The sequence below is a fragment of the Alishewanella longhuensis genome (assembly GCF_014653435.1).
Taxonomy (GTDB): domain Bacteria; phylum Pseudomonadota; class Gammaproteobacteria; order Enterobacterales; family Alteromonadaceae; genus Alishewanella; species Alishewanella longhuensis.
The window spans coordinates 1-19,626 of sequence record NZ_BNAO01000011.1; the positions used below are offsets into that span (position 1 = coordinate 1).

The 19,626-nt window shown below is 44.7% G+C and carries 13 protein-coding genes; all 13 read left to right on the forward strand.

Annotated elements, in window-relative coordinates; genetic code table 11:
- Positions 1 to 739 precede the first annotated feature (739 nt).
- The 13 genes from IE163_RS16480 to IE163_RS16540 all read left to right on the forward strand — a co-directional run bounded on the left by IE163_RS16480 (position 740) and on the right by IE163_RS16540 (position 19,412).
- The gene (locus IE163_RS16480) at positions 740 to 2,572 is read left to right on the forward strand and encodes a protein kinase domain-containing protein (protein ID WP_189434100.1); all 1,833 of its coding nucleotides are present in this window, start codon (positions 740 to 742) and stop codon (positions 2,570 to 2,572) included.
- A gap of 145 nt (positions 2,573 to 2,717) precedes the next feature.
- Complete coding sequence (gene msrC / locus IE163_RS16485; protein WP_189434101.1) at positions 2,718 to 3,188, forward strand: free L-methionine (R)-S-oxide reductase MsrC; 471 nt, start codon at positions 2,718 to 2,720, stop codon at positions 3,186 to 3,188.
- Entirely contained in the window at positions 3,188 to 3,499 is a 312-nt protein-coding gene (locus IE163_RS16490; protein WP_189434102.1) for a hypothetical protein, read from the forward strand. The genes msrC and IE163_RS16490 overlap by 1 nt, the downstream gene beginning before the upstream one ends.
- A gap of 7 nt (positions 3,500 to 3,506) precedes the next feature.
- Positions 3,507 to 4,238: an RNA chaperone ProQ gene (proQ, locus tag IE163_RS16495; RefSeq protein WP_189434103.1), complete on the forward strand. Its 732-nt coding sequence runs from the start codon at positions 3,507 to 3,509 to the stop codon at positions 4,236 to 4,238.
- A gap of 17 nt (positions 4,239 to 4,255) precedes the next feature.
- Positions 4,256 to 6,277 carry a carboxy terminal-processing peptidase gene (gene prc, locus IE163_RS16500; protein WP_189434104.1) on the forward strand — a complete coding sequence of 674 codons (2,022 nt, stop codon included), beginning with the start codon at positions 4,256 to 4,258 and terminating at the stop codon, positions 6,275 to 6,277.
- Positions 6,278 to 6,357: 80 nt separating this feature from the next.
- A complete protein-coding gene (locus IE163_RS16505; RefSeq protein ID WP_189434105.1) occupies positions 6,358 to 7,764 on the forward strand; it encodes a sodium-dependent transporter in 1,407 nt (468 codons plus the stop codon).
- Between the two features lie 14 nt (positions 7,765 to 7,778).
- Positions 7,779 to 9,263: a Na+/H+ antiporter NhaC gene (nhaC, locus tag IE163_RS16510; protein WP_189434106.1), complete on the forward strand. Its 1,485-nt coding sequence runs from the start codon at positions 7,779 to 7,781 to the stop codon at positions 9,261 to 9,263.
- 112 nt (positions 9,264 to 9,375) lie between these two features.
- Entirely contained in the window at positions 9,376 to 11,955 is a 2,580-nt protein-coding gene (gene pepN / locus IE163_RS16515; protein ID WP_189434107.1) for an aminopeptidase N, read from the forward strand.
- Positions 11,952 to 12,176, forward strand: coding sequence for a DUF2835 family protein (locus IE163_RS16520; protein ID WP_189434108.1), 225 nt, complete (start codon positions 11,952 to 11,954; stop codon positions 12,174 to 12,176). Before pepN ends, IE163_RS16520 begins: the two co-directional genes overlap by 4 nt.
- A gap of 321 nt (positions 12,177 to 12,497) precedes the next feature.
- Positions 12,498 to 14,573: a DUF1302 domain-containing protein gene (locus IE163_RS16525; protein WP_189434109.1), complete on the forward strand. Its 2,076-nt coding sequence runs from the start codon at positions 12,498 to 12,500 to the stop codon at positions 14,571 to 14,573.
- 13 nt (positions 14,574 to 14,586) lie between these two features.
- Positions 14,587 to 15,951 (forward strand): DUF1329 domain-containing protein, encoded by a 1,365-nt coding sequence (locus IE163_RS16530; RefSeq protein WP_229833631.1) that lies wholly within the window; start codon positions 14,587 to 14,589, stop codon positions 15,949 to 15,951.
- 91 nt (positions 15,952 to 16,042) lie between these two features.
- Positions 16,043 to 17,092 carry a WD40/YVTN/BNR-like repeat-containing protein gene (locus IE163_RS16535; protein ID WP_189434111.1) on the forward strand — a complete coding sequence of 350 codons (1,050 nt, stop codon included), beginning with the start codon at positions 16,043 to 16,045 and terminating at the stop codon, positions 17,090 to 17,092.
- A gap of 1 nt (position 17,093) precedes the next feature.
- Positions 17,094 to 19,412: an efflux RND transporter permease subunit gene (locus tag IE163_RS16540; protein ID WP_189434112.1), complete on the forward strand. Its 2,319-nt coding sequence runs from the start codon at positions 17,094 to 17,096 to the stop codon at positions 19,410 to 19,412.
- Positions 19,413 to 19,626: the final 214 nt, after the last annotated feature.

Genomic DNA, 19,626 nt, shown 5'->3' on the forward strand with positions numbered 1-19,626 from the left:
GGCTTGTCGCCGGCAGAACGCCCCGAGCTCTGCGAGGGGCATGAAGGCACCTCATAAAGCCAAAGAGCCCACTCAGTCGAGTGGGCTTTTTGCTTTATCCGCTACGCGGGTGTACTACACTCCCACGCCAGCCACAGTGGTGGCATTGCGAAACACGTCCTGTGTTCCGCCCTTCGGGGCGTCGCGTAGCAACGTCCAACTTCGTTCCTGACGAAGTTGTCGCCATGCTAATTCTGTATTTTTGAAGATTGAAGGATTAGGATCTCGAAGGGCTAGCAAATTTTGTTCAGCCTTTAGTTGCGGTAGAGTTTTTGCGATCTATTTGAATGTAAAAATGCAGCAAGGCAGCGAGCCGATATTGCTAAACAAAGCGTCTTTCGCATGGATGCGAAAGAGGAGCCCCCATGGAAGGGTTCACGGCGTCTTTGTGTGCAATATCGGCTGCAAGTGGCCTAGCGTTTCGGTTAAGGCAATCAATTAGAATTCGTAAAATCAAAGAAATACCTACTCAGCTGAGGGCGTTGCGTCTGGCTCTTCGATCCTTATAGTATTGCATGATAAAGTCTGTTCAGTACAAAACAAAAGCTAATCGGTTAATTGCTGACAATAGGTAGCTATGGTAGCTTTGCTATGTTTATTAAGAATGTCAGAACAGTGTCAGACCACAGAGGTTCTTTAGATCTTTTATGTTGTCATAACATCAAAAGCTATAAGTTACTATCTGCACACCGGAGTAGTAATGCAAGAGCGTAACCTGCGTAATTTTTATATTCCTGAAGAGCAATCTATCTATTTGCTTAATACCAATGATGCCAAAAAATTAAAAGATTGGGTTGCCTTGTGTATAGAGGAGCTGGAGAAACTAGGTTATCGCGATATTAGCTTGCTGGGTAAAGGTGCTTACGGTTTTGCTTTTGCCGGTTACGGTGTGGATCAGCAATGTTATGTATTTAAGTTCTCGAGAATTAATCTGCCACAACATATTCAAGAGCGGTTAGCCGATGAAGCCTTTATGTTGTCGCAAGTACAGCATCCCTCAGTACCAGCCTACATCACCTACCAGGTGGTGCGCAAGCAAGGGATCCTGATGATGGGGCGAGCGCCCGGTATCGATTTAGAGCAGTATAGCCTGCAACATGGTCGCTTACCGGTAAAGCTAGTGATTGATATTGCTGGTCAGCTAGCGGACCTACTATTGTACTTACGTGCCAACATGAAAGAGGGCGAGTCTTTACCCATAGTGCATGGTGATATTAAGCCATCAAATCTAGTATTTGATGAGAGCACCGGGCGCATTAGTTTAATTGATTGGGGTTCATCAGTGTTTGCCCAGTTGGACCAAGATGGGCATTACCTGTCAAATAATATCATGCAATTAATGTCTGCTGATTTGCAGCACTCTAATGCCCGGATGGGCGATATCTATTTTATTGGGCCTGAGCAGCGTACCGGCCAGTTATCTAGTCCGCGATTTGATGAGCAAGGTGTCGCCAGCACACTGTATGCACTTGCCTCTGGCCAACCTAGTCGGTTCGGCCGTAAAGCCATCCCTGCTCGTAGCCTGGGTTTACCACTTGAGTTCGCGACCTTACTTGACAGTATGCTTTCGGATGATTTAACGTTACGACAACAGGCCGGCGACTACTTTTTGAAGCAGATGCCTCGCCTAAAACGCTTAGTGCTACCGGATTTGCCGCTTTTTCATGATCAGCCATCGCTACCTGTATGGGTAAGTCCAGAGCAAAGAGAGTTGGATACTGTGGTTTACTCCTCACGTAAGTCTTTTTTACGTGAACACAACGAGGAAATGGATATAGCGTACGTCGATGATGTGCAGCTTGAGCGCTATTATAAAAACTACCTGGAGGGCATGGGGGAAACTGAAAAAGCTTTTATCGCAGCAGTAAGCCGTTTAGCGCGCTATCCTGTTGTCGGCGGTTTAGCAATTCACTGGCAGCCTGGGGGCATTTATATCGATTGTAGTTTAAACCTTTACGACGCTAAATTACAGCGTGCTTTTGCACTCGCAGTAAATAATGTCGTCACGCTGGCTCGCGCTATCAGTAAGGTAGGGACATTTAAAGCCTGTTTGTTTAACGCTCGTAACACAATACACATTAGCCGAGACAATGAAGCAGAACCATTTGTTGTACCCAGTGAAAGTCAGATCCCTTATCAATTAGCACCAGTCTTAAGTTCGGAAGATGCCAGTAAACAGCATTCTTATTTTGAAGATGGTAAAGATCCCGATGAACAACTTGTTTTACCTGATGCCATTATGGACGATATAGCCAAACTTAATTTAATCCGTCATACCGGCTGTATAATTTTTGAAGTTACGCCACTCTACATGAAAATTCATAGTTATTATCGTTTGCTGGACCCTGCAGCTGAACAAGAATTTAGCCGTTTATTAAGAAGTATCCTGGCGAAAGTGTATTTAATTAGCGGCGAGGGGGTAGGTGGTTTTATGAAATTGCCTTACAAAGATACGCGAAGGTTTAGTCAGCAAACACAAGCACCGCAACTGCTCTACCCAGCTAATCCTTTAAGTTTTGTCGACTCACTATAGTAACTTGCTGAAATTAGCAGCAAACCTGCTAGTTAGAGCGTAAAACTGCGCTCAGAGCGCCCGTCTTTACGCTAAAAAAGGTTTAAATTGCGGCTTAAAACAAGTAATGTAGAGGGCTTTGGTATAACCTTAATTTGTAGATAAGATGCTGAGCGAGAAAAACCAAATTTACCCTTTGTTGTTAGAACAGGGCAAAGCCTTGTTAGAGGACGAGACCGATATTATCGCCAATATGGCTAACGTTAGCGCCTTAATTTTTAATTCTCTGCCAGACCTTAATTGGGCAGGATTTTATATTATGCGTAGTGGTGAATTAGTGCTGGGACCTTTCCAAGGGCAAGTTGCCTGTGTGCGGATTCCCGTTGGCAAAGGTGTTTGTGGCACTTGCGTTGCAACAGGCGAAGTCCAACGTATAGCAGATGTTCATGCATTTCCAGGACACATTGCTTGTGATGCTGCCAGCAATTCAGAGATTGTGTTGCCTGTGCGGCATAATGGCGAAATTATCGCAGTACTGGATATCGATAGCCCTCTACTCAATCGTTTTGACGAAGAAGACCAAACTGGCTTGATGCAGTTGGTACAAGTATTTGAACAGCGTTTGGCTAACGTATAATGAAAGACTTGTTATCTGTGCAAGATTACCTGTTACAAGTGGCTGAAGTAGGCGACTGGGATGGCGAAGAAGAGTTAGTTGCTGATAAGTTTAACAGTATCGCTCACGCGGTGTGGGATGCTTTGCCTGATACTTTGACATCAGCCGAGATCGGTTATTTGATGCCACAGCTATGGGAACAACTACGCGGTGATACGGTGCTGCTTGATGTAGATGAAGACGAACTAATTGACTGGGCACTGGCCTATATTCAACAACAAATAGATGAAGGCATGACGGACATGCCTGCTGAAGATGACGAAGAAGAGTGAATCCTGAATGACAACTTCCATTGCTGAAACGGCTGAAACGACAGTTTTACCTACTGCGGAAACGGTAAAACCTGCTAATGTTAAAGAGGTGCTGGCTTATTTGGTTAAGCAATATCCCTTATGTTTCGCCGCAGATGAAAATGTTAAACCACTGAAAGTTGGTATCTTTCAGGATTTAGCCCAACGTCTGGATGAGAACAGCCAACTGAGCAAAACCCAATTACGTCAAGCGTTGAGGGTTTATACATCTAGCTGGCGTTACCTGGATGCAACTAAAGAAGGTGCCAATCGTGTTGATTTAGATGGTCAGCCTGCAGAGGTGATCGATGCACAGCAAGCTGAGCACGCCGCTAAATTATTGGCTGAAAGTAAACAAAAAGCAGCTGAGAAACGTAAGGTACGGATGCAGGAGCAACGCGCCAAGCAACAAGAGGCAAAAACACCTGTAACACCGGTCGAGAAAAAAAGACCGAACAAAACCTTCGTTAAGGGCTCTAAGCCTGAAAGAGCAACCCCAAAGCCGGTGCCTGTAGCCGCTAAAAAGGATGTTACCTCGGTGCAGCAAAGCTTGACAACGCTCGAGCCTTCGCAACTTGCGGTGGGTAATAAGGTGCTGGTGAAGTTAGGTCTAACCCCAATGCCAGCGACAATTCAGGAAGTGAATCTTCCTGATGTAACAGTGCAACTGGGGTCTGGTATGGTCATCAAAACACGTCAGGATAGCCTGTATCAGGCCTGACGCATATTGAGAGTGTTATGAAGAAATTTTCCCTGATAGCTGTTGGTTTACTTTTAGCGTTAGGCATCAATGCCCAAACGACGACGCAACTTGACATCAGTGCTTTGCCGGTGATTAACCAATCGCCGCAACATGCTACTGCCAGTAAAAGAGTTGCTGCCACTTTTACCCGCTCGCATTACTTGCCTGTTCAGTTAAATGACGAGTTATCAGGGCGAATCTTCGACCTTTATCTAAAAAATCTCGATTATTACCGTAATCATTTATTAGCAAGTGACGTCGCTAAATTTGAGCAATATCGGTTGCAATTTGATGATGGTATTAATCGCGGCAATTTGGATTTTGCTTTCGATATGTTCAATTTAGCGCAAAAACGCCGTTTTGAACGCTTTGACTACGCCATCGCTTTGTTGGATAAAGAATACGACTTTGAAGCGGAAGATCGTTATGTTTATGATCGCGAAGAGGCTAACTGGCCGGCGGACCAACAAGAATTAGACGAGCTGTGGCGGCAGAGAGTTAAGTTTGATTTATTGAACCTGAAGCTGACAGGGAAAACGCTGGATGAAGCGAAAGAGATTCTCGTTAAGCGGTACCGCAACACCCAGAAACGACTAGTGCAAACACAAAGTGAAGATGTGTTCCAACTTGTCATGAACTCTTTTGGTCGGGCAGTTGAAGCGCATACTTCATATTTATCGCCACGCAACGCTGAGCGTTTCCAACAGGAAATGAATTTGCAGTTAGAAGGTATTGGTGCGGTATTACGTGCTGATGAAGATTACACTGTAATTCAAAGCTTGGTTCCAGGTGGTCCGGCTGATTTAACGCAAAGATTAAAACCCAAAGATAGAATTGTTGGGGTTGCCCAAGATGCCAAAGACTTTGTTGATGTTGTCGGTTGGCGTTTAGATGATGTGGTTGATTTAATTAAGGGCCCTAAAGGTAGCAAAGTTAGGTTACAGGTATTGGGCGGTAGTGAAGCGAACAGCCAAACTCAGGTTGTTGAAATTGTACGCGACAAAATTAGGTTAGAAGACCGCGCGGCAAAATTTGAAGTGCTTGAGCCTAAATTAGGTGAGCTGCAAAGTAAGATTGGTGTGATCAATATACCTGGCTTTTACAATAATCTGGCTGAGGATGTGAAAAAGCTTCTTGCCGAAGCTAACGAGCAAAAAGTTGAAGCCTTGATTATCGATTTACGCGGTAATGGCGGTGGTTCCTTACAGGAAGCAACCCTGTTAACGGGCCTCTTTATTGACCGCGGTCCGGTGGTACAAATTCGTTCAGGAGATGGCCGCATCAGCTTAAATGGTGATAGCGATGGTATCTCTTATTACGATGGTCCGTTAACGGTGATGGTTGACCGTTACAGTGCTTCAGCATCAGAAATTTTTGCCGCGGCTATGCAAGATTATGGGCGTGCCCTGGTTGTGGGTGAGCAAACGTTCGGCAAAGGTACAGTACAACAGCACAGAGGCATTGGTCGTATCTATGACATGTTTGAACAACAGTTAGGCAGTGTGCAGTACACTATGGCTAAGTTTTATCGTATTAATGGCGGTAGTACTCAGCATAAAGGCGTAATTCCAGATATCAGTTTCCCATCAGCTATTGAACCGGCGGAGTGGGGAGAAAGCAAAGAAGACTACGCATTACCTTGGGACGCTATTGCCCCCGCGCAGTATCAAGCACATCAGGATATTCAGAAGCAAATCCCCTTGTTACAGGGTAAACATCAGCAACGTATTGCTAAAGAGACTGAGTTTCAGTATCTATTGGCAGATATCGCTGAGTACCAACAGCAAAAAGATGAGAAAAGTGTTTCTCTAAACAAAGCTGAGCGGATTGCTAAGCGCGAAGCCGACAAAGCGAGAGCTTTAGTGCGAACTAATGAACGTTTGCAACGTCTGCAATTGCCGTTAGTTACCTCGGTAGATGATGCTCCTGAGCTGTTAAGCAAACTGGATCCATTTTTAGAAGAGGCTGCACATATTACCTCAGATTTGTTGCAGCTAAATCGAGTAGCAAAGCATTAGCCAGTAATAGGCTGTAAATTAAAGGCGGTCTTTACCGCCTTTATTAATAATAACAACATAATAATTATAAAAGGTTTTTTATGTCGGGAACACGTCAATCGGTGCACGGCCTCTGGTCTAGCCGCCTAGCCTTTATTCTTGCTGCTACTGGGGCAGCAGTGGGTCTTGGTAACATCTGGAAATTTCCTTACATCATGGGGCAGAACGGTGGCGGAGCCTTTGTTTTAGTTTATCTGCTTTGTATTTTGTTGATTGGTATTCCTGTGATGATGTCTGAGGTATTAATTGGTCGCCGTGGTCGGCAAAGCCCAGGACATTCTGTAAAAACACTCGCCTTGGAAGCTAAAGCCAGTACTCGCTGGCAAATTGCTGGTTGGAGCGGTCTTGTTGCCAGTTATCTGATTTTGTCTTTTTATGCGGTTATTGCCGGTTGGGCTCTATACTATGTATTTAAAACCGCTAGCGGAATCTTTGTTGGGATGCCCGCAGCTGAAGTGGGGGCTGAATTTGGTAGCTTTGTGGCCAATCCAATTGCCTTGATGTGCTGGTCAGCAATTATTCTGGCGGTTACCATTTTTGTGGTGGGTAAAGGTGTACATAAAGGATTAGAGAAAGCGGTTAATTATTTAATGCCATCACTCTTCGTATTGTTGTTGTTGATGGCAGTTTACTCTGGCTTAAACGGGGCCTTCTTAGAAGCCGTAGATTTTATGTTTAAACCGGATTTTTCTAAACTAACAATGAACGGTGTCTTGTTGGCGCTAGGCCATGCATTTTTTAGTTTAAGTTTAGCATCAGGGGCGATGATTATTTATGGTGCTTATTTACCTGCGAATGTATCTATTGCTAAGACATCTATTCTAATAGCCTTGTGTGATACAGCAGTGGCGTTGTTAGCCGGCTTGGCTATTTTTCCGTTAGTTTTCGGCTATGGTTTGGCGCCCGGTGAAGGGCCTGGTTTGATTTTTGTTACCTTACCTATTGCTTTTGGTAGCATGCCTTTTGGTACGCTGTTCGGTACCCTGTTCTTCGTGATGTTGGTATTTGCCGCCTTTACTTCCGCCATTGCAATGATAGAGTCGACTGTAGCTTGGTTAGTAGAGACTAAAGGTATGAAACGCCGCAGCGCTACCTTATTTACTGGTTTATCGCTTTGGTTACTTGGACTGCTAACGGTATTTTCATTCGCTGGGGCCGGCTGGGCGACCTTCGAGTGGAATATACTGGGCAAGCCAATTAACAGTTTCTTTGAACTTAAGGATTACCTAACCTCTGCCATTATGCTACCTATTGGCGGTCTCTTTATTGCAGTCTTTGTTGGCTGGGTTATGTCAGAGAAAGTCAGTGCAGAAGAATTGGCTAGTACAAATGCGGCTTATCAGATTTGGCGCTTTGCTATTCGTTGGATCACTCCGATAGCCGTTATTATTGTATTTTTGAATCTGATCGGCGTGCTCGATCTCTTTAGTGCCGTAATCGGCAAGTAAGCAGGAGCACGATAATGAAAAGAACCGAACCTAAACTACCTAGCCTGTTGGATGCGTTAATCCCGATGTTGGTGCTTATCGCGTTGCTTGCTGCATCAGTGATGTTGTTTAAAGATGATTCTTCTTATGGACCTAACCAAATAGCCTTATTTATTGCAGCAGCTGTTGCGGTAGTGATAGGGTTAAAAAATGGCCATGACTGGCGCAGTATAGAAAAAGCGATGGTAAAGGGCATTTCTTTGTCGCTCGCGGCAGTGTTAATACTGTTGGCGGTAGGTGCACTTATTGGTACCTGGTTATTGTCTGGGACAGTACCTACGCTGATTTATTTTGGTTTACAGCTACTAAGTCCTAGTTGGTTTTATGCTGCCAGCTGTGTGCTTTGCGCTATTGTAGCGATGAGTATTGGCAGTAGTTGGACGACTGCCGCCACTATTGGTGTTGCCTTAATTGGTGTCGCTACCGGCTTAGGCTTATCACCTGCTATCACTGCCGGAGCTATAGTATCAGGTGCCTATTTTGGCGATAAGATTTCTCCGCTAAGTGAAACAACAAATTTAGCGCCTGCGGTAGCAGGTGCGGATTTGTTTGAGCATATTCGACACATGTTATGGACGACAGTGCCTAGCATTATTTTGGCGTTAATTGCGTTCATTTTAATTGGCTTTAACAGTAACGTGAGTGCCGATTTACAGCATATTAACGAGATTAGCTCAGTGCTAGAACAGCAATTTAATATTAGCCTTTGGACCCTAATACCTTTGGCCGTATTGTTAACAATGGCTGTTAAAAAGGTACCGGCATTCCCCACCGTGTTTCTTGGTGCTTTGCTTGGCGGTATTTGGGCTGTGCTGTTTCAACCTGAGTTAATTAACCGTATGGCAGATGAGCAGTTACCTGCAGTGATTGCCATATTTAAGCTGGTTTGGCAGACGCTTTTTGCAGGCTTTAGCATTAGCACCGGTAATGACGATATGGATAGTTTGTTAAGTGGTGGTGGTATGGCCAGCATGCTTAACACTATTTGGTTAATATTTTCAGCCATGATGTTTGGTGCAGTGGTAGAGCATATCGGTTTATTGCGTAAGTTTGTGGAAACCATCCTAGCTTTTGCCCGCAGTACTGGGTCATTAATTACTAGTACCATGGCAACCTGTTTAGCGACGAATATTCTGACTGCCGATCAATATATGTCGATTGTTATGCCAGGTCGTATGTATAAAGAAGAATATAAGCGCCGAGGCCTGGCGCCAGTAAACTTATCTCGTGCGTTGGAAGACGGTGGCACTATCACCAGCCCGTTAATACCCTGGAATACCTGTGGTGCTTATATGCATGGTGTTTTAAATGTTAATCCGCTCGATTATTTTGCGTACGCCTTTTTCAATCTGATTAATCCGGTGCTGGCGGTGGTCTATGCTTACCTTGGAATAAAAATTCTTAAATTAACACCGCCAGATTCGGTGACCGCCGAGGTGTCTACAAGTACTGGTCGGTAAGTTGCCTTTAGCCGTAATTGTAATAAAGCCTGACTAACGTCGGGCTTTTGCAATTTAGTGCAGTAATTTTCACTCTATCTTGATATCACTTTATTTGACATGGAATAGCTTTATGACAGCAGCAACGATACGCCAGCCTAAGCGGTTAGCCGACTATCAACCGCCTAGTTTTTTAGTCAGTAAAACAGACCTGAGTTTCGAGTTGGATCCTACAGCTACCAGAGTTTCTGCAACGTTAACCTTTCAGCGTAACGGCGCTGGAATTATGATACTCGACGGTCAACAACTTAAGCTGATTAGCTTGCGCTTAAATGGCCAGATGCTTACCGATAAAGACTACCGACTTACAGAGGATAGCTTAGAGATTGTTAAACCAGGTAATTCTGGGGTGCTGGAAATTGTTACCGAATTAAACCCAGATCAAAATAGCGCGCTAGAGGGCTTATATCTGGCAGAGGGGGTCTATTGTACCCAGTGTGAGGCAGAGGGCTTTCGGCGGATCACCTATTATCCTGATCGGCCGGATGTTCTCGCCGTTTTTACTACTACGATCATTGCAGATAGCAGCCAGTTACCTTTTCTACTCTCAAATGGTAACAAAGTGAGTGAAACGCTGTTAAGTGATGGCCGTACTGCCGTTAAATGGCATGATCCTTTTCCAAAACCAGCCTATTTGTTTGCCCTGGTTGCCGGTGATTTTGATTGCTTAACGGATGCGTATGTAACTGCTTCTGGCCGACAGGTATCGCTGGAATTTTATGTGCAAAAAGGCGCGTTGTCGCGCAGTCACTTTGCGATGGCAGCGTTAAAACGCGCCATGCACTGGGATGAGCAACGTTTCGGACTCGAATACGATTTAGACCGCTACATGGTTGTTGCTGTTGATTTCTTTAATATGGGCGCAATGGAAAATAAAGGGCTGAATGTCTTTAACAGTAAATATGTGCTGGCCGACGATAGCAGCGCCACTGATCAAGATTATTTCAATATTGAATCAATTATTGGTCATGAGTATTTTCATAACTGGACGGGTAATCGTGTAACTTGTCGAGATTGGTTTCAACTGAGTTTGAAAGAAGGCTTAACCGTATTTCGCGATCAGGAATTTAGCGCGGATATGGGATCTGCGACGCTTAATCGTATCGAAGCCGTAAAGCTAATCCGCACAGCCCAGTTTGCAGAAGATGCCAGCCCTATGGCACATCCTATCAGGCCTGAGCAGGTGTTGGAGATGAATAATTTCTACACGGTAACGGTTTATGATAAAGGTGCTGAAGTTATCCGCATGTTACAAACAATCCTTGGCAAAACGGGTTTTAATGCGGGTTTAAAATGTTATCTGGATCGGCACGATGGCCAGGCCGTTACCTGTGATGATTTTGTGCAGGCTATGCAAGATGCGACCGGCCAGGACTTAACGCAATTCCGGCGTTGGTATAGCCAGTCAGGAACTCCTGAAGTGAAAGTGCAAGAGCACTATGACGCGACTTCTGCTCGTTTGACCTTGAAATTACACCAGCATACTCCTGTTACAGCAGATCAAACTATAAAGCAGCCGTTGCTGATGCCAATGCGCATTGAGCTTCTCTTCAGTAATGCCGGCTCAAGTATGCGGCAATTGTTGTTACTGAGTAATGAAGAACAAGAATTTCAGTTTGATGGTATTCACGAACAACCGTTGATCGTATGGTTAGAGGATTTTTCTGCTCCGGTAAAATTAAGTACACATTATCAACCTGAACAATTATTGCTGATTGCCGGCAGGGCAACTAATGGCTTTGCCCGTTGGGATGCGATGCAACAATACTGGAGCTTACTGATTTCCAAGGCGGTAACTGGGGGGCTACTCCCGCAATTACCTGCAGAGTTAGTCAGCTTATTTAAACAGTTACTACAGCAGCCATTAGCCGATATAGCGTTAACGGCAGAGTTATTAGCCTTGCCCGATTTTGATACTTTGGCAGAGCAGTACACCGAAATTCCGGTAGATGCCTTGTTAAGCTGTTTAGCTCATTTAACGCAGCAGTTAGCAGAGGCACTGGCAATAGAGTTGACTGCTTGCTATCAGCGTTTTGACAGCATAGCCTATCATTACAATGAGCAGGGTGTGGCATTACGTGCGCTAAAAGGGCGTTGCTTGCACTATTTAGCCTTTACAAATGAAGGAGAACACTGGGTTAATCAACATTACCGGCAAGCTGATAATATGACAGATCAATTGACGGCGCTTAAGGCTGCTCAGTATGCCGAGTTAGCGACGAGCAATAGCCTACTGGAAGATTTTGCCAAGCGGTACCAGCATAATGTGCAGGTAATGGATAAGTATTTTAGTTTGGTCGCAACAACACCCAATGACGCTGTTTTTACGCACTTAGATCGCCTAACGCAACATTCGTTATTTAGTTGGAAAAATCCTAATCGGGTTCGTGCCGTCTTTGGTGCTTTTTCGCAGCGCAACGCCAAGCAGTTTCATCGGGCAGATGGGCGTGGCTATCAATTACTAGCGCAGATTGTGACAAAGCTTGATCCAATAAACCCGCAGCTAGCGGCTCGACTTCTTACACCACTTTTATCCTGGCAACGGTACGATCAGCAGCGACAACATTTATTAGCTGGTCTATTAAAAGCCCTTGCTGCACAGGCATCACTTTCCAACGATGTATTTGAAAAAGTGAGTAAGAGTCTGCCATGAGCCGGCACTATGTATTTAGTGGTTTTATTTCAGCTGAGAAATGTCAGCAGTATTATCGTGGAGAGGTGCGCTATCTTATTGTTACTGCTGATAGTGGTGAGCGGATCCAGCTGGCATTTAGGCATTTTCAGCCTTATATCAGTCAGCTGGGGATCCGTGGCAGATTTAGATTAACGCTTACCGATAATGGAGATTTTTTGAAGTTAGAGAAAATTAGTTAGAGTATATACTTTAAACGCTGGATTGAAACATTAACTTGCGTTCTCAGCTGGTTTGACCTTTAATTTCATTAGCTTACCTTTAGCAGTCTCTGGTCTGTCCTGACAGGTTAAACTACTGTGTAAGCTAAAGTCGAATGCAAAGCAGTGAAAAGCGAAAAAATGAATAATAATCAACAGATTTACGTTAGAGCAAGCCTTGCTAACACCGGCAAATGATGTAATTATTTTATTGCAAGAGTCTGTTTTGCAGTGGTTAGCAAGCCGGATCGATAACTAAAAGAACAAACAACTACCTGTTTGAACAGGGGGGGAGACAACAACATGAATAAAAGGCCAAACCGCTTTGCGATGAGTCCGTTAGCTGCCGGTGTTACTGCCGCATTGCTGGCGCTGGCTTATGCACCAGCTCAGGCAGCAACCTTCAACTTTGGCGATGTAGAGGTTGTATTTGACTCTACGTTCTCTTACGGTGCTAGCTGGCGTACAGAGGAGCGTAACTGGGATACCATTGCCAAGGTTAACCATCCTCGTTTTGACTGGACGGGATATAACGCTGCGACCAATGTGATCTATCCGGCTGCCGATATCTGGGCACAACCAGGCGCATACTCTAGTAATGGCGACGCAGGTAATCTAAATTTTGATCGTGGTGATATGTTCAGTAGCTTGTTCAAAGGCTTGCATGAAGTATCGATCAAAAAAGATAACATTGGCTTCTTTGGCCGCTTTATGTATTTTTATGATACCGTCATGAATGACGGTAAGTTTGCCTATACCAACCCACTTAGCGGTAACAAAGTTGACCCTTGTGAAGATAAAGGCTCCAGAGAGCTTGCCTGTAAAGATTTACGTTTACTTGACGCTTATATTTACGGTAATTTTTCATTTAATGATGGCCAAAACCCGGTAACGGTTCGATTAGGTAACCAGGTTTTAAGTTGGGGTGAAAGCACCTTTATCCAGCATGGTATCAACATCACCCCAATCGATGTTGGTATTGCCAGAGCGCCTGGAGCCGAACTCAAGGAAGCTTTTATTCCAACTGGTATGCTGACGTTATCTGTTGGCTTAACTGATAACCTCTCTACCGAATTATTTTATCAGTACTCCTGGCAAGAAAGCTATTTACCCCCACCAGGTACTTATTTCTCTACTAATGATTTTGCTGGCCGTGGTGGTTATGCGCAAAATATTCAGTTGGGTTTTTCAGGCAACCCAGATATTGATTTAGCCTTCTTACTACAAAACCTTAATAACTTAGGTTCTGCGGTCGCTGCCGGGCAAATCAGCCCAGCTCAAGCATCACAAATTTATCTGGCTTATCCAACCAAAGTGGCGCTGCGTCCTTTTGGTGATTCAGGTGAGATCAAGCCGAAAGACAGTGGCCAATATGGTATTAAGTTTGAGTATTTTGCGCCCAGCTTAGGCGATACTGAGTTCGCGGTGTATTACATGAATTATCATAGCCGGGTGCCAGTTATTTCCGGTGTTGCGTCTGATTTCCGGACACCGGCCATCCAATCTGACCTGGGTTTCCTAGTGCAGAATGCCGGTAATATCACTAAAGAAAATGTACAAAGCTTACGGGCATTCTCTAAAGGTTTATTAGAGTATCCCGAAGATATTAAACTATATGGCGCGAGTTTTAATACAAATCTGGGAACGACATCAGTTGCGGGTGAGTTCTCGTTTCGTCAAGACGAGCCACTTCAAATCGACGACGTAGAAATTTTATACGCGGGTATGCCTGAGCAATTAGCTATTGCAGGTATCCGGCCTGACTTAGCGGGTATTTCACAGCTGGGGCGGTTTATTGGTACTAAAGCCACACCAGGTAATTACGCGCAAGGTTATATTTTACGTAATACTGTGCAGGCGCAAATGACCTTCACTCATTTATTCGGACCAACACTGGGTGCAGATAACTTTAGTATGTTAGCTGAAGTGGGTGGGGTAAGAATTAACAACATGCCTGCTCATGACGTACTGCGCCTAAATGGCCCGAATACAGACCGTAGCGGTGCGCCGCTGGTCGGTGCCAATGGCCCTTCTGACGGTTTGCATACCGGTTTATCTAACGGCGCTGAGCAAAATCCATTCCCAACTGCATCTGCCTGGGGTTATCGGATTTTAGCGAAAGCCGATTATAACAACGTCTTTGCTGGTGTGAACTTATCACAACGTTTAGTGTTTTCACACGATGTAAACGGTATTACGCCAGATCCATTATTTATGTTTGTAAAAGATCGTAAATCTGCATCTTATGCCGTTTCTTTCGATTACTTAAACAAGTGGTCTGGTGAACTGAGTTACAATTGGTTCTGGGGTGGAGTAGGTACAACCAACAATACTGCAGACCGCGACTTTGTATCTTTTAATATTAAATACTCTATTTAAGGGACGAGCACGAATTATGAAAAAACTCACCCTGTTAGCATCGGCTGTTGCGCTGGTGTTCAGTTGCAATACCTTGGCTAAATTACCTGCTGATCAGGTAGCGCGCTTGGGTCAAGATTTAACACCTATTGGTGCTGAGCGTGCAGGTAATGCTGCTGGTACCATTCCAGAATGGACCGGCGGTATTAAAGCTGCTCCTGCAGGCTACAAGCCAGGCGATCATCATCCTAATCCTTTTGCTGATGACAAAGTGTTGTTTACCATCACTAAAGCCAACCTTGACCAATACCGGCAGTTCTTAAGTCCAGGTCAGATTGCACTTTTTGATTTGTATCCTGATACTTTCAAAATGAACGTTTATCCGACAAGACGTAGCGCATCGTTTCCGCAGTATTTTTATGATGCGACTAAACGAATTGCGGCTGAGGCTGAGTTGGTTGAAGGGGGTAATGGCTTAAGAAATGCGGCTATAGGTATCCCGTTTCCTATTCCCAGTAACGGTCTAGAGGCTATTTGGAACCACACTGTTCGTTATCGTGGCGTTGCCGCCAGCCGTAACGGTGGTCAGGCTGCACCGACCGCAGCGGGCGCTTATACCATTATTGGTTTTGACGAACAGATCATGTTCAAATACTCGCACCCTGATGCAACACCTGCGGCGTTAGAAGCCGAAAATATTCTGTTCCGCTTTAAGCAAAGTGTGACTTCACCTGCGCGTTTAGCCGGTACAGCATTGTTGGTACATGAAACGATGGACCAGGTGGCAACACCTCGTCAGGCTTGGACCTATAACACCGGCCAACGCCGTGTTCGCCGCGCGCCAAACGTAGCTTATGATGCACCAGGTACTGCATCAGACGGTTTACGTACTACCGATGATTTCGACATGTTTAACGGATCGCCAGATCGTTATAACTGGGAGCTTAAAGGTAAACGCGAAATGTATATTGCGTATAACGACTATAAGTTACACAGCAATAGCCTAAAGTATTCTGATATTTTGTTGCCGGGCCACATAAATCCAGAACATGTTCGTTATGAGAAGCATCGGGTATGGGTAGTCGAAGCAACCTTGAAAGAGGGTACGCGTCATGTTTATGGTAAGCGGGTATTCTTTATTGACGAGGATAGCTGGCAAATCCATGTAGCCGACTTATATGACAACCGCGGTGACTTGTATCGCGTGGCTTTAGCCCATGGTCTTAACTACTATGAAGTCCCGACGCATTGGAGTACGTTAGAGGTTTATCATGACTTAAATTCACGTCGTTACATTGCTATCGGCCTGGATAATGAAGACAAGATGTATGACTTCTCGGTAACCCTGTCGGACAATGACTTTACCCCAGCGTCATTACGTCGTGAAGGTACCCGTTAAGTTATAGCCTGCAAGAAGGCTGGCATCTGGCCAGCCTTTTTTTTAGTCAGGAATCGTTTAAACTTTTATTCAATCTGAGTGTGTCTTACTAATGTATAACAACTTATTTGCCCTATGTTTAACGACGTTATTGCTTATACAAAGCAACATGGTAGTTAGTCGCGAGACGGATGACATTCCTGATGCTTTGCCCAAAGCAGCCGTTATTGCGCCATTAGCTGAGCAGGCTTTATTTACCGATGTGGTTGATATGGGTACTGCAGGTTATGCTGCAGTTGGTGAACGTGGACATATTCTGATAAGTCATGATGGCCAACATTGGCAGCAAGCTAAGGTACCGGTGCAGGCATTATTAACATCGGTTTACTTTACGGATGACCAGTATGGTTGGGCAGTGGGCCATGACGCAACTATTTTACACACTCAAGACAGTGGCAAAAGTTGGCAACTACAACAGTTCCTGCCAAAAATGGACAAGCCTTTAATGGATGTTTATTTCTTTGATCGCCAACTAGGTATCGCCGTAGGCGCTTACGGTATGTTTTATACCACCGTTGATGGTGGGGTGAATTGGCAGTCTAGTTTTCATTTATCTTTAGTCTCAGAAGATGATCAAGAGTACCTGGCAGAGTTAGCTGAAACAGATCCTGAAGCCTATTTATTAGAGCGTGCTTCTGTCTTACCGCACTTTAATCGCTTAATGGTGCAGGGCGAACAAATCCTGATGGTAGGAGAAGCTGGTTTTGTAGCGGTAAGCGAAGATGCCGGACAAAGCTGGCAACGTTTGGAGGCTTTTTATAATGGTTCTTTATTTGACATACATAGAACCCAGCAAGGTACCTTACTGGTAGCAGGTTTACGCGGAAATGTGTTTCGTAGCGATGATAATGGTGAAAGCTGGCTAGATATTGCGTTGCCCGTATCAGCGACGCTCAGCAGTATTTTTGAAGACAGTAACGGACAACTTTACCTTACCGGCAATGCAGGGACTTTGCTGCATAGTGCTGACGATGGCCAGAGTTTTCGTGATTTGTCGCAAGCCGATGGTCGCGCAATTTTAAATGGTTTGTCATTGGCGAACCGCTTACTGCTAGTTACTGAAAGCGGCATTAAATTAACACCGATAGGTAAGTCTGAATAATATGAGCATTAATTGGTTGGTAAATAAATTTGAGTACAGTCTGTTCCGGCATCGCTTGGCAGTACTGGCCGTTTTTGCGTTAGCGACACTAGTGTTGTTATGGCGCGCGACTGATATAAAACTGGACGCCGCCTTTAGCAAAAACATCCCGCTGAAACATGAGTACATGCAAACTTACTTAAAGCATGAAGAAGACTTTGGTGGTGCTAACAATATTCTTATCGCCATGTGTGATGCAGGTGGCGATATCTTTAACGCGTCGTTCTTTGATAGTTTCCGCCGCGCACATGATGATGTCGTCTATACACCAGGTGTGGAGCGAGTGCTTGTTAAATCATTATTCAGTCCAAGTACCCGTTTTATTGAAGTAGTAGAAGATGGTTTTGCTGGTGGTCCGGTGATCCCTGCCAATTTTACGGCTGATGCAGCAGGGCTGGCGCGGGTTAAAGAGAATGCTGAGAAAGCGGGCGTTATTGGCCGCATGGTCTCAGATGATTATAGCTGTGCGATGATAACGGCTTCCTTATTAGAGCTTAACCCTGAAACGAACCTGCCTTTAGATACTATCGCCTTTGCTGCAACGTTAGAAAGTGACATTCGAGCCAAATACCAAACAGAACAGTTAAGCGTACATATTATCGGCTTCGCAAAAATGGTCGGTGACGTGGCAGACGGTGCTAAAGGTGTGGTGCTGTTCTTCGGTATTGCCATTTTGATCACCACTATTATGGTGTTTTTATTTTCCGGCTCAGTAATGCTGACAGTATTGCCGATAGCTTGCTCATTGATTGCCGTCATTTGGCAAATGGGATTACTTACTGTTTTAGGATTTGGCATCGATCCTATGTCGATTCTGGTGCCGTTTTTAGTGTTTGCTATTGGCGTTAGCCATGGTGTGCAGATGATTAATTCTACGGGTAAAAGGGTTGCAGGGGGAATGAATGCCAAAACTGCCGCTCAGACCAGTTTCCGTAAGCTGCTGGTACCCGGCGGTGTTGCGCTGCTGTCAGACACCGTAGGGTTCTTGACCTTATTAATTATTGAAATTGGCGTTATCCGTGAATTAGCTATCACCGCCAGTTTAGGTGTCGCGGTAATTATCTTAACTAATCTTATCTTATTGCCGGTGTTAATGTCCTATGTGAGATTTAGTGATAAATATAAACAACGTGTAGCCGCCCCGAGCGAAAAAACAGATAAGATCTGGTTAGCCTTATCTGCCTTTGCTACCCGCCGTTACGCCACCGTAATCTTATTAGCGACTGCTGCACTCTTTGCCTATGGCTATATGCAAAGCCAACAATTAAAAATTGGTGATTTGCATGCTGGAGCTCCCGCCTTACATGAAGATTCTCGTTACAATCAGGACACTTTTTTAATCACGGATCGTTTTGCCATATCGGTAGATTATATCAATGTGATGGTAGAGAGCATTCCAAGTGCCTGTACCAGCCATGACATTATGGATCGTATCGACCAATTCCAGTGGCTGATGGAAAATGTACCGGGCGTGCAATCCGCTGTATCCTTGTCGTCTGTATCTAAAGTCATCAACGCGGCTTACAACGAGGGCAATCCCAAATGGCGTGTGTTACCCCGTAATACGCAAAGTTTGGTGCAAGCGTCGTCGCGGGTAGAAACCAGTACTGGTTTACTGAATGCGGACTGCTCGGTCATGCCTGTTATGTTGTTTTTAGAAGATCATAAAGCAGAAACCATTGAGCGGGTTGTTTTGGCTGCCAAACGATATGGTGCAGAGCTGGGTGATGAACAGACGAAATTTGCATTGGCTACCGGTCCTGCGGGTGTTATGGCCGCAACAAATGAAGCCGTGAGTGCTGCTCAGCAGCCGATGATGTGGTACGTCTATTCAGCTGTTATTGTGTTGTGTTTGCTCAGTTTCCGCTCCATCAGAGCGACTGCTGCAGTGGTTATCCCACTGTATGTGGTATCTGTGTTGGCAACGGCGCTGATGACCAAACTGGAGATTGGCTTAACGGTATCGACCTTACCGGTTATCGCACTTGGGGTAGGTATAGGTGTTGATTATGGTATCTATATTTTATCAACCATGAGTCAACAGCTGCGGGAAGGCATGCCGATACGGCAGGCTTACTATGAGGCCTTAAAAGAGCGGGGCAGTGCGGTACTCTTTACCGGTATTACCCTTGCTATTGGCGTAAGTACTTGGGTGTTTTCAGCTCTGAAGTTCCAAGTTGACATGGGCATACTGCTTACCTTTATGTTTATTGTAAATATGTTGGGTGCGATAGTGGTCCTACCTGCATTGGCCAGCTTCTTTTGGCGCAAGAAGAATTAAGTATCTTTAATGCTAAAAGCATAAATTTTTTTTCATCATATTTATGCATATAAAACTAAGAAAATGGCCGTAAGGCCATTTTCTATTTACCCACCCTGAATATTCAGGCGAAACTCCATAAAAAGCACTGGTTTAACCAGCATAAAAGCCACAAATAACACTTCAAAAGCGCTACAATAGTTACTACACTGCGCAGCTGCAACATCCCCTCTAA

Excerpts from the sequence above, each read along its gene's own strand:
- IE163_RS16480 (WP_189434100.1), top strand. The coding sequence starts at position 740 with ATGCAAGAGCGTAACCTGCGTAATTTTTATATTCCTGAAGAGCAATCT.
- msrC (WP_189434101.1), top strand. The coding sequence starts at position 2,718 with ATGCTGAGCGAGAAAAACCAAATTTACCCTTTGTTGTTAGAACAGGGC.
- IE163_RS16490 (WP_189434102.1), top strand. The coding sequence starts at position 3,188 with ATGAAAGACTTGTTATCTGTGCAAGATTACCTGTTACAAGTGGCTGAA.
- proQ (WP_189434103.1), top strand. The coding sequence starts at position 3,507 with ATGACAACTTCCATTGCTGAAACGGCTGAAACGACAGTTTTACCTACT.
- prc (WP_189434104.1), top strand. The coding sequence starts at position 4,256 with ATGAAGAAATTTTCCCTGATAGCTGTTGGTTTACTTTTAGCGTTAGGC.
- IE163_RS16505 (WP_189434105.1), top strand. The coding sequence starts at position 6,358 with ATGTCGGGAACACGTCAATCGGTGCACGGCCTCTGGTCTAGCCGCCTA.
- nhaC (WP_189434106.1), top strand. The coding sequence starts at position 7,779 with ATGAAAAGAACCGAACCTAAACTACCTAGCCTGTTGGATGCGTTAATC.
- pepN (WP_189434107.1), top strand. The coding sequence starts at position 9,376 with ATGACAGCAGCAACGATACGCCAGCCTAAGCGGTTAGCCGACTATCAA.
- IE163_RS16520 (WP_189434108.1), top strand. The coding sequence starts at position 11,952 with ATGAGCCGGCACTATGTATTTAGTGGTTTTATTTCAGCTGAGAAATGT.
- IE163_RS16525 (WP_189434109.1), top strand. The coding sequence starts at position 12,498 with ATGAATAAAAGGCCAAACCGCTTTGCGATGAGTCCGTTAGCTGCCGGT.
- IE163_RS16535 (WP_189434111.1), top strand. The coding sequence starts at position 16,043 with ATGTATAACAACTTATTTGCCCTATGTTTAACGACGTTATTGCTTATA.
- IE163_RS16540 (WP_189434112.1), top strand. The coding sequence starts at position 17,094 with ATGAGCATTAATTGGTTGGTAAATAAATTTGAGTACAGTCTGTTCCGG.